At 39.7% G+C, this 13,909-nt stretch carries 13 protein-coding genes; 7 read left to right on the forward strand and 6 right to left on the reverse strand.

Annotation, left to right across the window (positions count from 1 at the left end):
* Positions 1-112: 112 nt before the first annotated feature.
* From Xbud_RS02955 to Xbud_RS02975, 5 genes are all read left to right on the forward strand, one after another.
* Positions 113-1,027 carry a metal ABC transporter substrate-binding protein gene (locus Xbud_RS02955; RefSeq protein ID WP_099134669.1) on the forward strand — a complete coding sequence of 305 codons (915 nt, stop codon included), beginning with the start codon at positions 113-115 and terminating at the stop codon, positions 1,025-1,027.
* Positions 1,024-1,923, forward strand: coding sequence for a manganese/iron ABC transporter ATP-binding protein (locus Xbud_RS02960; RefSeq protein ID WP_099134670.1), 900 nt, complete (start codon positions 1,024-1,026; stop codon positions 1,921-1,923). The genes Xbud_RS02955 and Xbud_RS02960 overlap by 4 nt, the downstream gene beginning before the upstream one ends.
* The gene (locus Xbud_RS02965; RefSeq protein WP_099134671.1) at positions 1,920-2,795 is read left to right on the forward strand and encodes a metal ABC transporter permease; all 876 of its coding nucleotides are present in this window, start codon (positions 1,920-1,922) and stop codon (positions 2,793-2,795) included. The genes Xbud_RS02960 and Xbud_RS02965 overlap by 4 nt, the downstream gene beginning before the upstream one ends.
* Positions 2,792-3,667, forward strand: coding sequence for a metal ABC transporter permease (locus tag Xbud_RS02970; RefSeq protein WP_099134672.1), 876 nt, complete (start codon positions 2,792-2,794; stop codon positions 3,665-3,667). Before Xbud_RS02965 ends, Xbud_RS02970 begins: the two co-directional genes overlap by 4 nt.
* Positions 3,668-3,810: 143 nt before the next feature.
* Complete coding sequence (locus tag Xbud_RS02975; protein ID WP_099134673.1) at positions 3,811-4,674, forward strand: fructosamine kinase family protein; 864 nt, start codon at positions 3,811-3,813, stop codon at positions 4,672-4,674.
* Positions 4,675-4,960: 286 nt separating this feature from the next.
* Here the strand turns inward: Xbud_RS02975 and Xbud_RS02980 are convergent, their stop codons facing one another.
* Positions 4,961-5,500, reverse strand: coding sequence for a YniB family protein (locus tag Xbud_RS02980; RefSeq protein WP_099134674.1), 540 nt, complete (start codon positions 5,498-5,500; stop codon positions 4,961-4,963).
* Between the two features lie 250 nt (positions 5,501-5,750).
* Between Xbud_RS02980 and Xbud_RS02985 the strand changes: the two genes are divergently transcribed.
* Both Xbud_RS02985 and Xbud_RS02990 read left to right on the forward strand, forming a co-directional pair.
* The gene (locus Xbud_RS02985) at positions 5,751-6,344 is read left to right on the forward strand and encodes a metal-dependent hydrolase (protein ID WP_099134675.1); all 594 of its coding nucleotides are present in this window, start codon (positions 5,751-5,753) and stop codon (positions 6,342-6,344) included.
* 438 nt (positions 6,345-6,782) lie between these two features.
* Positions 6,783-8,171, forward strand: coding sequence for an L-cystine transporter (locus Xbud_RS02990; RefSeq protein ID WP_099134676.1), 1,389 nt, complete (start codon positions 6,783-6,785; stop codon positions 8,169-8,171).
* Positions 8,172-8,389: 218 nt separating this feature from the next.
* Here the strand turns inward: Xbud_RS02990 and htpX are convergent, their stop codons facing one another.
* The 5 genes from htpX to Xbud_RS03015 all read right to left on the reverse strand — a co-directional run bounded on the left by htpX (position 8,390) and on the right by Xbud_RS03015 (position 13,905).
* A complete protein-coding gene (htpX, locus tag Xbud_RS02995) occupies positions 8,390-9,274 on the reverse strand; it encodes a protease HtpX (RefSeq protein WP_099134677.1) in 885 nt (294 codons plus the stop codon).
* 196 nt (positions 9,275-9,470) lie between these two features.
* Positions 9,471-11,582, reverse strand: a complete 2,112-nt coding sequence (gene prc, locus Xbud_RS03000; protein ID WP_099134678.1) for a carboxy terminal-processing peptidase — start codon at positions 11,580-11,582, stop codon at positions 9,471-9,473.
* Positions 11,583-11,601: 19 nt separating this feature from the next.
* Positions 11,602-12,315, reverse strand: coding sequence for an RNA chaperone ProQ (gene proQ / locus Xbud_RS03005; protein WP_099134679.1), 714 nt, complete (start codon positions 12,313-12,315; stop codon positions 11,602-11,604).
* A 95-nt stretch (positions 12,316-12,410) separates the two neighbouring features.
* Positions 12,411-12,908, reverse strand: coding sequence for a GAF domain-containing protein (locus Xbud_RS03010; protein ID WP_099134680.1), 498 nt, complete (start codon positions 12,906-12,908; stop codon positions 12,411-12,413).
* 625 nt (positions 12,909-13,533) lie between these two features.
* Positions 13,534-13,905: a YebY family protein gene (locus Xbud_RS03015; RefSeq protein WP_099134681.1), complete on the reverse strand. Its 372-nt coding sequence runs from the start codon at positions 13,903-13,905 to the stop codon at positions 13,534-13,536.
* Positions 13,906-13,909: the final 4 nt, after the last annotated feature.

A 13,909-nucleotide genomic window follows, 5' to 3' on the forward strand; every position in this document is an offset into this window, starting at 1 on the left:
CAGGAAAACCTGCAAAATTATCATCCATATGACAGTGTCACCTTGACTTTATAAAGATGATACTGATAATCATTATCAAAAATTACAGACATAAAAAATAAGGTTTACACTAATGAACAAAAAACATTCACTCTCTACATTCCCGATACTCAGTATAGCCATTACTCTCTTCTCGATCATTCTATTCAACCAACAGGCTCATGCCGATGAAAAATTCAGGGTCGTTACTACATTTACCATTATTCAAGACATGGCTCAAAATATCGCAGGAGATGCAGCGATTGTAGAGTCAATCACAAAACCCGGTGCAGAAATTCACGATTATCAACCCACCCCAAAAGATATTATCAAAGCAAAGCGAGCAGACCTAATCCTCTGGAATGGCCTGAATCTTGAACGTTGGTTTGAACGCTTTTTCGAAAATATGCAGGATATTCCTGTTGCAGTCATTACCGAAAACATTACACCGCTTCCAATCCGTGAAGGACCTTACAATCAAAATCCCAATCCACATGCCTGGATGTCTCCGAATAATGCGTTAATCTATATTGAAAATATTCGCAAGGCCTTGGTCAAACACGATCCGGCGAATGCAGATACTTACAATCGCAATGCCAAAATCTATGCCGATAAGATAGCCAAACTGGATGCACCACTCAGAGAGCGCCTTTCTCGTATTCCCGAAAATGAGCGTTGGTTAGTAACTAGTGAAGGCGCTTTTAGCTATCTCACACAGGATTATGGTTTCAAAGAAGCCTATTTATGGCCGATTAATGCTGAAGCTCAGGGCACACCACAGCAGGTTCGCCGTGTTATTGATATTATGGTGAAACATAAGATCCCCGTCATCTTCAGTGAAAGTACTGTTTCAGATAAGCCAGCAAAACAAGTCAGTAAAGAGACTGGAGCTCGTTACGGTGGGGTGCTTTATGTTGACTCTCTTTCTACATCAAAAGGCCCGGTGCCGACATATATTGACCTGCTGAATACGACAGTAGACACCATCGCAAAAGGATTTAATCAATGAGAAACACATCGTCACTATTTGAACATCCGCATTTATTGGTTAATAACGCTACTGTTACTTACAACAATGGGCACACTGCAATCTACGATGCCTGTTTTGACATTAAAGGCGGCACAATTTGTGCGTTAGTCGGTATGAACGGTAGTGGAAAATCCACATTGTTTAAAACCATTATGGGATTAGTGACACCTTCTCAAGGAAAAGTGACTCTCAATGCCCAATCCATTAAAACAGCATTAAAACAAAATATCATCGCATACGTTCCACAAACTGAAGATGTTGACTGGAATTTTCCGGTTCTGGTTTCTGATGTTGTGATGATGGGACGCTATGGAAAAATGGGGTTCTTACGCAGACCGAGTAAAATCGACCATCAAATCGTGAACAACTCACTTGAGCGTGTCGGGCTGATTGAACTACGCGACAGGCAAATTGGTGAGCTTTCCGGCGGACAGAAAAAACGTGCATTTCTGGCACGAGCACTCGCTCAAGAAGGAAAGGTTCTGTTACTGGATGAACCTTTTACCGGAGTAGATGTTAAGACAGAAAATGCCATTATCGATTTACTCCGTGATTTACGTGATGAAGGACACTTAATCTTAGTATCAACACATAACCTCGGTAGTGTTCCCGAATTTTGCGACCACGTTATTTTGATTAATCGAACAGTCCTGGCCAGCGGCCCAACTGAAACAACATTCACTCAGAAGAATCTGGAAATGACATTTGACGGTGTCTTACGCCATATCAATCTTTCTGGGCCTGAACTCCATGATGATGATGACCCACGCTCCCTCACTGTCATTACCGATGACGAACGTGCCGCCGTATTTTATGGTCATGACCATCATGTTCCTCCACGACAAAATCAAAAACAGAAGGACGACCAGCCATGATGGAATTGTTGTTACAACCATTTAATTATAACTACATGGTTAAAGCCATGTGGGTGAGTGCTATTGTCGGTGCTGTCTGTGCTTTTTTATCAGCCTATTTGATGTTGAAAGGTTGGTCGTTGATGGGGGATGCTCTCTCCCACTCTGTTGTACCCGGCGTTGCCGGTGCATATGCTCTTGGTTTACCTTATGCCGGAGGCGCTTTCTTTACCGGTATGCTTGCAGCATTATCAATGACACTCGTTCGTCACATCACACGATTACGTGAAGATGCAGTGATCGGTTTTATCTTTTCCACTTTTTTTGCCGCCGGGTTATTAATCGTTTCTTTAAATCCGACTTCTGTCAATGTGCAGACGATTATTCTCGGCAATATTCTGGGTATCGCTGATGAAGATGTTTTACAAGTAGAAATTATTATTGCTGTATCCTTCGTGATCCTGATGCTGCTCTGGAAAGATCTGCTGGTCGTTTTCTTTGATGAAGTCCATGCCCGATCTATCGGGTTATCACCACTACGCCTGAAAATTATTTTCTTCACCTTATTAAGTGCCTGTACTGTTGCTGCTTTACAAACAGTAGGAGCCATTCTGGTTATCGCTATGGTAGTTACTCCCGGAGCAACGGCCTATTTGCTGACAGATCGTTTTAAACACCTACTTATCATTTCAGTTGCTATTGGCACACTAACAAGTTGTGTAGGCGCTTACATCAGCTATTTCCTCAATGGTGCAACCGGCGGTGTGATTGTCACAATACAAACTTTGATTTTCCTATTGGCTTTCTTCTTTGCACCTAAGCATGGCATGTTGGCTTCTCGCAGACGAGCCAGAAAAGAATCCCAGGCATTAACTCAAGGAGGACACCCATGAGTACACTAATTGAACTCATCACGGAACCCTTTCTGCATGATTTCATGCAACGTGCTATTTTGGCGGCTATCGTTGTGGGTACGGTCTGCGCAGTACTATCATGTTATTTAGTGTTAAAGGGCTGGTCATTGATGGGAGATGCCATCTCTCACGCCGTTTTACCGGGTATCGTTCTGGCATTTGTCGCAGGTATACCACTTGCGATCGGTGCTTTCCTGTCAGGAATATTCTGTGCATTCGCCACTGGATATCTGAAAGAACACAGTAGGATTAAAGAAGATACCGTAATGGGTGTTGTGTTTTCTGGTATGTTTGCATTTGGTTTAGTACTTTTTACCCGTATAGATACGGAACAACATCTGACCCATATTCTGTTCGGCAGTATACTCGGAATTACCGAAAATGAATTGATCCAAACATTCTGCATTGCAGGGTTCACGCTGGCAGTTGTACTGCTGAAACGCAAAGATTTCATGCTTTACTGCTTCGACCCCAATCAAGCAAAAGTGGTTGGCCTGCCAGTAAAATTGCTCCACTATGGCTTATTGTCCCTTTTGGCTCTAACCATTGTCGCTTCATTACAGGCCGTCGGTATTATTCTGGTCATTGCTATGCTGATATCCCCCGGCATTATTGCTTTTATTCTCTGCCGGAGTTTTGATCGAATGTTGATTGTTGCCATAATAGCATCTGTTTTATCAAGTGTTTTAGGCACAATAATCAGCTTCCATATCGATGGTGAAACAGGTCCATGTATTGTTATCATTCAGGCTATTTTCTTCACATTTGCCGTTATTTATGACCAAATAAAATTAGCTAGAAAGAAAATGCATAGAAAGTTGACCAAGGACATATTCTCTCCATCATTATGAGTCTTCAATAAAATCAAATTAAAGGGCTATATCTGATTTAGATATAGCCCTGTCAATTTCATTTAAATTCCTTTTTAATCTGTTCAATCGTCGGTTCTGTATGTACTATGAGCATAGTAATTGTCAACTTAATGAGGTGAGTCATGTGGCAAACTGTTAGCCATCTATTAAGTGAACATTTTGGTGAGGCAGAAATCCGCAATCAAACGGAATTATCAGGAGGAGATATTCACCACTCGTGGTCTATTGAGTATGGCGGACAACATATCTTTGTTAAATCCAACACAAAAGAGATGTTGACTGTTTTTAAAACAGAGGCAGAACAGCTGGAATTATTAGCGCGTAGTAAAACAACGCGCGTACCTGAAGTTTACGGTGTTGGGCATGATCGTAGTCATAGTTTTCTTATACTGGAATACCTTCCCATAAAACCATTTGACGCCCACAACGCGTATTGCTTTGGTCAACAACTTGCTAAGCTGCACCAATGGAATGAGCAACCGAAATTCGGTTTTGATTTTGATAATATGCTTGGCACTACGATACAGCCTAATGGGTGGCAAAAACGCTGGAATCAATTTTACGCAGAAAAGCGTATTGGCTGGCAATTACAACTTGCAGCAGACAAGGGAATGGTATTCGGAAATATCGATTCTATTGTCCAAAAAATCGGTGACAAACTGCATTCTCATCAACCTGAGCCATCTTTATTGCATGGTGATTTATGGCCAACAAATTGTGCATCATTAAACAACAATTGTGCCGTAGCGTTTGATCCGGCATGTTATTGGGGAGATCGTGAATGTGACCTTGCTATGCTCCCTTTCTATCCTGAATTGCCTCTGCAAGTTCTTGACGGTTATCAAAGTGTCTGGCCATTACCATCAGACTTTATTGAACGACAACCACTTTATCAACTCTATTATTTACTGAATCGCTGTAATCTTTTTGGTGGCGATAGTTTTATTGCTGCACAAACCATAATCGATAATATATTATCTGAATAATCATTCTGACTATTTACAGAATAAAGTAAAATTTTTTCTTTCAAATCTAATCCAATAGTTAAAGTTAATAACTAGATTTTATTCAGTTATTATTTAATCTTTATAAAAATGCAAATAGAAATAAAGCAATTCAATACATAATAAAAATTAATTACATTATATTACCTTCAGTTTACGAGTAATATGTCTACCCAATATCAGAGTGCTATTTTAGTCAGTTTTCAGTTCTATTCTTAGATATATCAGTAAGCTGCGGAGCTAACCACTCTCGCAGCTATCTTATATATTACCAACCTAATAATTTCAATAAAAAATAGGCAATTGCGCCGATAATAATGGGTGATATATAAAGAGTGAATATTTGGCTGAATAATGAATGGCGTGGAAATTTGATTTTAGCTTCCAACTGTTTCTTAGTTACACCGCTCTCTTTAGCTTTCTCAAGGATCATATGGTCTTCAATCTGTTCCTTAACGAATTTGAATTGGCGGTATATCCTCAAACCAGATGCACTCATTGCCAAACCAACAAACATCAGAAAATAAATAATCAAAAAACTGACATTTGCTCCTGTGATCGTCGCTATGTAGTCTGGAGTTGGAGAATGCTTCCAAAAAAAATCCAAGAATGATGTATTGAATTTGATCATTTCAGCCATCATTCTCAAAAAATCATTCAATACTGCATTAATCCCCTCACCTTTAACCTTATGTTGCCACACTAGGTTAATCACTGAAACTAAAGTTGACAAAAAAGTGGGTACAAAAATAATCCACCCCAACAGCCGCTTCGCAATAGCAACATATCTTGCTTGTTGATACGTCATTAATACTCCTCATGAGCATATACCCAATAGATTTCAAGTTATAACGCGACAGTAAGTGAACGAATCTCCAGAAGCATAGACAGTTATTCTAGACAAAAATCAGTTAAATATTAGTGTCATATGTTAATAAATAAAAGGTTTTTCTTGTTTACCCCCTATTCAACTTATACAAAACCCTCTATACTAGCGAGAACTGTATGTATAAACAGCAATAAATATCAATATAACAAACAACTCAGTATAAATAATTATGACAGCAGAAGGGCATCTTCTCTTTTCGGTTGCCAGCCTTGTATTGGCTCATCAGCTAGAAATTACTCCAGAAATAGCACAGGGAGATTGGTTGCATATGCTTCCTGGTGTGCTTTTGGCTTCTTTACTACCTGATATTGATCATCCACATTCAACATTAGGCAGGTTATTCCGTTTTATTTCCATTCCTATTGCACGACTTTGTGGGCATCGTGGTTTTACACATAGCCTATTAGCACTAGTTGTTGGCATTATTCTCTTTCAGACCAAAATACCAGCTGACTGGCCCATACCAACTGACTTTTTCCACGCCATGATCGTAGGCTATATCAGCCATTTGGTTGCAGATATGCTTACGCCAGCAGGTATCCCTCTCTTATGGCCATTAAAAGTGCGTTTCCGGATCCCTATATTAAGGGGAAAAGAGCGCAAAAAAGCGGAACGATTTATAGCCGTTTTGATTGTAGCAATTGCTATTCTCATTCCACAGTACATCGATTTTTCGTTTATGCACTATTTAGACAAACTACCATTCGATAAGCTGTCACTTGATAAGTTAAATATCGATAAATTACAAAATCTATATAAATAACTGAGTTTATTTTTAATCAAACCATAACCCCATTTAAAAGATGGGGTTAACTCACAACATAAGTATTACTTTTTAATTTTTACTTATCATTTTTATCTTCAACGTCACTACTTTGTTAGTTATGTCCCCTATTTTGATGTAACAATCTGAAATTTATTAATTATATAACACCAGAAAGCCCATATATCACGCGGTAAATCTCTGCATATTGTTACCAAATCTAAACAAGGTGAAAATAAATTACATAAGGACATATAACTAATTGCACTAGCCAGTGATAAATAATTATATTTTATTCTTTTTAATTATAAGAAAGCTAATTCTTATATTGATACCATGCATAGTTAATAGAATATATGGTGCAACTTCTTGTTATAACTTGAAGTAAGCATATTCCATACAAAAAAGTCATATTAGTCAGAATATTGGAGACTGGGGATGAATTTACCACTCGTTATTAATGTGCTGATTTTCGCAGCGTTACTCATATTATTAGCTAAAACGAGTTCAGATCAATGGAGCCTATCCAAGAAAGTTCTTATTGCCCTGATTGTAGGCGTTTTTTTTGGATTGGCATTAAATGTGATTTATGGTGCACACGATCCTATTGTGAAAGAATCAATTAAATGGTTCAACATTGTCGGTAATGGTTATGTACAATTGTTACAGATGGTTGTTATGCCATTGGTTTTTGCCTCTATACTGAGTGCAGTTGCACATCTGCATAAGGCGTCTTCTTTAGGTAAAATCAGCTTCCTGACTATCGGTACTTTACTGCTCACTACCGCCATTTCCGCTTTAATTGCTATTTTTATCGCCAGTATGTTTGGCTTGACCTCTGCTGGGTTAATTCAAGGTACGCAAGAAACTGCGCGTCTGTCGACGATTGAAGCAAACTATATTCATCGGGTTTCAGAGCTGAGTGTGCCGCAATTAATCCTCTCTTTTATTCCTAAAAATCCATTTGCAGATCTCACAGGAGCAAGCCCAACTTCAATTATCAGTGTAGTCATTTTTGCAACATTCCTGGGAATTGCTGCATTACAAATGATAAAAGATGACCGCGAGCGTGGTGAGCAAGCACTTGTTGCCATCGATACTATGCAGGCATGGGCAATGAAACTTGTCAGACTGGTTATGCGCCTCACTCCATACGGTGTAATGGCTTTAATGACTAAAGTTGTTGCCAGCTCCAATATTCACGATATCGCACAATTAGGTAACTTTGTTGTTGCTTCCTACGTCGCTTTAGGTCTGATGTTTGTTGTACACGGCGTCCTTCTAGCATTGACAGGCATTAATCCACTAAAGTTCTTCAAAAAAGCAGGCCCTGTACTGACATTTGCCTTTACCAGCCGTTCAAGCGCTGCCAGCATTCCGTTAAATGTTGAGACACAAAGCCGTCATCTCGGTGTCCCGGAATCTATAGCCAGCTTTTCCGCCTCATTCGGGGCAACTATCGGTCAAAATGGCTGTGCAGGCATTTATCCTGCCATGTTAGCAGTAATGGTTGCTCCAACTGTTGGAATTGATCCTCTTGACCCCCTATGGATAGCCACTCTCATTGGCATCGTGACAGTCGGCTCTGCTGGTGTAGCTGGTGTTGGCGGTGGAGCTACATTTGCTGCGCTTATTGTTCTGCCTGCAATGGGATTACCTGTCACTTTAGTCGCCCTGTTGATCTCTGTTGAACCTCTTATTGATATGGGCCGCACAGCGTTAAACGTCAACGGATCAATGGTAGCTGGCACAATTACCAGCCAATTAATGGGTAAGACTGATAAAAAAACATTCGAACAAGATAAAGTAACATTGCGTCAACCTTAATCAAGATAAACTCATTACTCCCTTCCCTCACCTTTGTATCTCAGTAGCAAAGGTGGGGTTCAAGGTCTTATCCCCTTCCTTTTCCTCTATCCAAACTTTCTCAGTTCAGTTCCATTTCTTATCTGACAAACAGTATCAAAAAAGCCGGAGTTCATCTGAATCCCGGCTTTTACTTTAATTACTTTTTTAATCTTTCATCTAAAAATCAGAGAAGAATGTTACTTTATATACTCACCACTACGCAGAGCTTCAATACGTTTATCTAATGGAGGGTGAGATAAGAATAGCTCGCTGAAGCTTTTAGACTTACCATTAATACAAAACGCCATCATGCTGCCTTCTTCCTGAGGCTCATAACTGGTTTTGAGGCGTTGTAATGCAGCAATCATCTTTTCACGTCCGACAAGTTTCGCTGACCCTGCATCCGCGTGAAATTCACGGTAACGGGAAAACCACATGGTAATAATGCTTGCCAGAATACCAAATACAATCTCCAGGACCATGGAAAGGATCATATAAACAATAGGGTTACCGTTACTGCTGCTTTCGCTCTCATCATCACTGCTGGACAGGAAACTTGCAGCCGCTTGTGCAATGATACGTGAAATAAAGATAACGAATGTGTTTACAATCCCTTGCAATAACGTCATTGTTACCATGTCACCATTAGCAATGTGGCTGATCTCATGAGCAATTACAGCTTCCGCTTCATCACGACTCATGTTATTCAGTAATCCAGTACTAACAGCAACCAAAGAAGCATTACGACGAGCTCCTGTCGCAAATGCGTTAATATCAGGTGCATCATAAATGGCAACCTGTGGCATGGTAATACCAACCTGATCAGACTGGCGACGGACAGTTTCCATCAGCCAAAATTCCATTTCGTTAGACGGCTTTTCAATAACCTGACCACCAACAGAACGTAATGCCATCCATTTCGACATTAACAGAGAAATAAATGCACCACCAAAACCAAACAACCCAGCCATTATCATGAGACCAGCTACACTACTTCGCTGAACTCCTGTGAGTGAAAGTATTATCCCAAACACAACCATAACAGCCAGGTTAGTGAGCAGGAACAAAGCAATTCGCATCATATAAATTGGCTTCCTTTAATAATCAAACAGTTCAACTAAAAGTAAATCATAAGATGGGGGCTGAACTCATATTATTCAATTTTTTTAAGATGTTAAGCGACAGAATCGACATAACTTTACAATATTACATAAGATCCAGTCGGTAATAGAAAAGCCGACTATCAAGCCGACTTTTTATCCATAACACAGTTTGAAATCACTTCGCTTGAGTCATTTCAGCAGGCTGATGAGCTAAATCTAGAGCAATCTGTACCGATTCATCTAAATAGGGATCTGGACCTTTATAATCTTTTGGCAAATCATCAAGTGATGTGAGTGGTTTCTTCCCTTCACGTTTAAAACGCTCATTAATGCGATTTAATTTAATCGCCTCATACTCTTTATTTTCTTTATCTCGCTCTGCATAGTTTAACGAATAAACACCATGACGCGCTTTTAGCACCTTATAATAAGCAATATCCTGATTGATATATCTGAACTCAGGGTCATTGGTGATACGCTGACGATGCAATTTGGTCAATAGTGGTACTAACTCTGAAATTTTCTTTGAAAAATTATAACTTGCCGGTTGAATACTATCCCATGGCAGGGCATTATCTTCCTGGCTTTCACTTATGTCAGAGGGTTCTTCCCCTGTTGGCATCAGAATATCAGGCGTTACACCTTTAAGTTGAGTACTACCACCATTCACCCGATAAAATTTCTGAATAGTATACTGTACTGAGCCAATCTCTGGCCAATCAGGACTTAACATCTGATCATAAATGCGATTCAAAGAACGATATTGTTGGACAGTCCCTTTACCAAAAGTAGGCTCACCAACAACCAATCCACGCCCATAATCTTGCATAGCAGCAGCAAAAATTTCAGATGCTGAAGCACTTCGGTTATCAACTAAAACAACCAAAGGCCCTTTATAATAGATTGCCTCATCAGTATCCGAATCTTCTTTAATCCGACCTGTATTATCTCTAATCTGCACAATCGGCCCCGTTGAGATAAACAAGCCAGAAAGTGAGACAGCTTCTGTTAGCGCACCACCACCATTACCACGTAAATCAATGACAATTGCAGAAACATTTTGTTTCGCTAGTTTTTGCAGTTGTACTTTTACATCATTAGTCAGACCAACATAAAAACTTGGTATATCAAGGATCCCTACCTTCTCTTTACTAGCAGTTTTAACTGACATCTTAACTGCGTTATCTTCAAGACGGATATTTTCACGCGTTAAAGTGATAATGTGATTTTTAGCACCTTTTGTGCTTGGAATAACTTCAAGACGGACTTTACTACCTTTTGGCCCCTTAATCAGAACAACAACATCTTCCAGACGCCAACCAACAACATCTACAATTGGTTTACCAGCTTGCCCCACTCCAATAATTTTATCTCCGACTTTGAGTAAATTACTTTTGGCTGCAGGCCCTCCTGCAACCAATGAGCGGACAGATACATATTCATCATCATACTGCAAAACAGCTCCAATACCTTCAAGAGAAAGGCTCATCTCTGAATTGAACTGTTCCGTATCGCGAGGCGAGAGATAGCTGGTATGCGGATCTATTTCACGAGCAAAAGCCATCATAATTGTTCGAAAAACGTCTTCACTTTTACTCTGAGTTAGGTGTTTCAATAAAGTCCGATAGCGTTTTTTCAGTACTTCCTTGATCTCTTTGTCATTTTTACCTGACAGTTTGAGATTTATCCAATCCGATTTAATCTTGGCATCCCAAAGATTATTTAATTCTTCAATACTCGTAGGCCAAGGTGCTTTATCACGTTCAGTTTCAAGCGTATCGTTGTCATCTAAACTGATAGGCTTTTCCAATCGGGAAAGAGCGTATTGATAGCGCTCAAAACGGCGTTTCTGCTGCAAATTAAATAATGCGTATGGAAGATGTAGATCACCATTTTCAAGCTCTTTGCCTAAGAGCCCTTTTTGCGCAGCAAATTGTGCAATATCTGCTGCAAGAAAAACATTGTGCCCATAATCCAGCATATTTAGGTAACGATCAAAAACCTTACCTGAAAAATCAGCATCCAGACTAAAATGGCGATAATGAGAGCGGAGAAAACGGGAAACAATTCGTTTACTCACTGTCGGATGTTGTAGTTCTGGTTTTAGATCGGGTAACTGATTAATAGTAACAGTAAGGGGATTATTTCCTCCTGTTGTACCAACACCAGCTACATCAGAATTAGTGACATTACTATTACGGCTTACACTACCATTAACAGTATTTGCGTGCCCTATATCAGAAAATGACAGCACTAAAACGAAAGCCAAAGTAATGAGTTTGTTCATGCCCAAGTTGGCCTCCGTATCAGAACTTTAAGTGTTCTGCGCGTACAATCATTGCCAAACCAGTAGGTAATTGCACTCTTACACCATCTTTTGCAATTTCCAGCACAGAAGCATCCATGAGGCTTTTCCCTACATTCACTTTGATTGTCTGACCGACTTTCAGAGAGGATACATCCGTTACTGAGGTTAACTCAGGCTGTGCAATTTTTTTGGTAGTTTTATCTGCTGGCTTACATGATTGTTGCAAACGATCTTGCGAACGAAATGGACGCTTGTCATCTTTTTTACCTGCTGATGGGCGACGACGAGGCGCTGCCTTTTTACTCACAGGACGTTCGCTTTTCTTGTCAGATACGTTTTCTGTTTCACGTTTTTTGGCACGTTGTTCAGCTCGTTGAGCTTGTACTCGAGCTTTAGCTTCCGCTAATTGCTGACGCGCATGTTCAATATGCTCAGCTTCCAGTTCACCACACGTATTACCATCAAGATCAACACGCCGGGCTCCTTCTTTAACTCCATAGAGGTAGCGCCAACTGGAAGTATACAAGCGCAGAGCAGAACGGAGCTGTGTTTTACTTAAACACTCTTCGCCCTGAATACGTTCAACGATATCCTGAAAGATCCCGATTTTCAAAGGACGTGCTTCGCCTTCTGCGGCGAAACAAAGCGGGAATCGCTCAGCCAAAAAAGCAATGATTTCTTTACTACTGTTCAACTTAGGTTGATTTTCCATGAAATTTCCTGATTACAACGGTTTTGCCAACCAGCGCAGGCATGAACAGGCGACATTATAATAATGTTGCTGATAAATGCCACGTCATACATAGGTTAAGTTACATTCTGTTGCAGATATTTTGGCACAACACATTGCCCCAAATGCTCACAAAGCCTGCTGACAAGCGCTTTTAAGCCATGTTCATCATGTTCGTCAAACCGATCAAAAACCGTGCTGTCAATATCCAGAACTCCAATAACTTGTCCATTAATTTCCAAAGGAAGAACAATTTCAGCATTACTGGCAGAATCACAAGCTATATGACCCGGAAAAGCATGTACGTCAGAAATACGCTGGATATGATTCTTTGCTACAGCGGTTCCACATACACCTTTCCCTATAGGAATACGAACACAAGCAATTTTACCTTGGAATGGCCCTAAAACTAGGGTATCACCATCTACCAAGTAAAAGCCAACCCAATTAACATCACCCAAACGTTCATATAACAATGAACTTGTATTTGCAAGAGATGCGATCAAGTTATATTCGCCTGATAATAAAGCTACCAAGCCATCTGATAGTTCCTGATAGAATTCACGTTTGTCCATATACACCTACACAAGAGTCAGAAAAATAACAATTTAATAACAATAAAACAACAACATAGGTTTTTCCAAGGACATCAAACCATTCTGGTAAATCTTCTACTATCCTTATATCCCTGTCCCAGAATACCGCTTGAACCTCAGAATTAAAATTTTCTTTTAATATTTTTACCAGTATTCACTTATGAAATTCAGTTAGTTATCACAGCTTATATTAGAAAATTACCTAATTTGCAGCCAAGATCGTGTCCCTGCTCATATTATTATCAAAACTTCGTTAAAAAAAGAGCATTAGTCACTCGCTATTTGAGCATTTATCTGCCGCCACACTGTGTCTTGAAATTCATAAGGTATATTGAATAGATTATACAAGTTAAGAAAAAGAGGTGATTTTGCGAAAAAAGAGTAAAGTTATTCAGTTCTCATGATAAACATAACAAAAAAGGCCGAGCATACTCCTCTACTCAGCCTAGGGAAAATGACTCTGTTTAAAGAGCCGTGCACTAAAATGCCATTGAGACGTAGAACAACTTACCTCTTAAAGAGTAGTTGACACATCGTAAATTACCAAGTTTTGTTAATTAGTTAGCTTGTTAATTGACATGCATATTAGCAGTAAAAATTACGGTTATTTTTTACCGCTCGATTTACCGTTACTTGTTTGATCATTGCATAGCACCATAGCTGCTTTCTGAAATGGTTCAATACTCATTTTTTGATTGTGATGTTCAGGATCATCTAAGAGTATTGTACTTAGTGGAGTTGCAATAACTCGGCTATTTTTCATCAGTTCTACTGCGCGATCATTGAGCGGATATTGCATAAGCGTACTAGGATTGATCACAAACAGCGCACCTCCTGAGCGGCAATCAAGCATAACCTCTTCGCGAGAAAAAGCCCATTGTTTCCCGAACTGTAATTTACTGATGGTTTGTATTGGAGCAGCAATCCCCTGGAAAGAGAAAAATAAAAAAGATAAAAACCAAAATACTCGTTTCATCATC

The organism is Xenorhabdus budapestensis (genome assembly GCF_002632465.1).
GTDB classification, from domain to species: Bacteria; Pseudomonadota; Gammaproteobacteria; order Enterobacterales; family Enterobacteriaceae; genus Xenorhabdus; species Xenorhabdus budapestensis.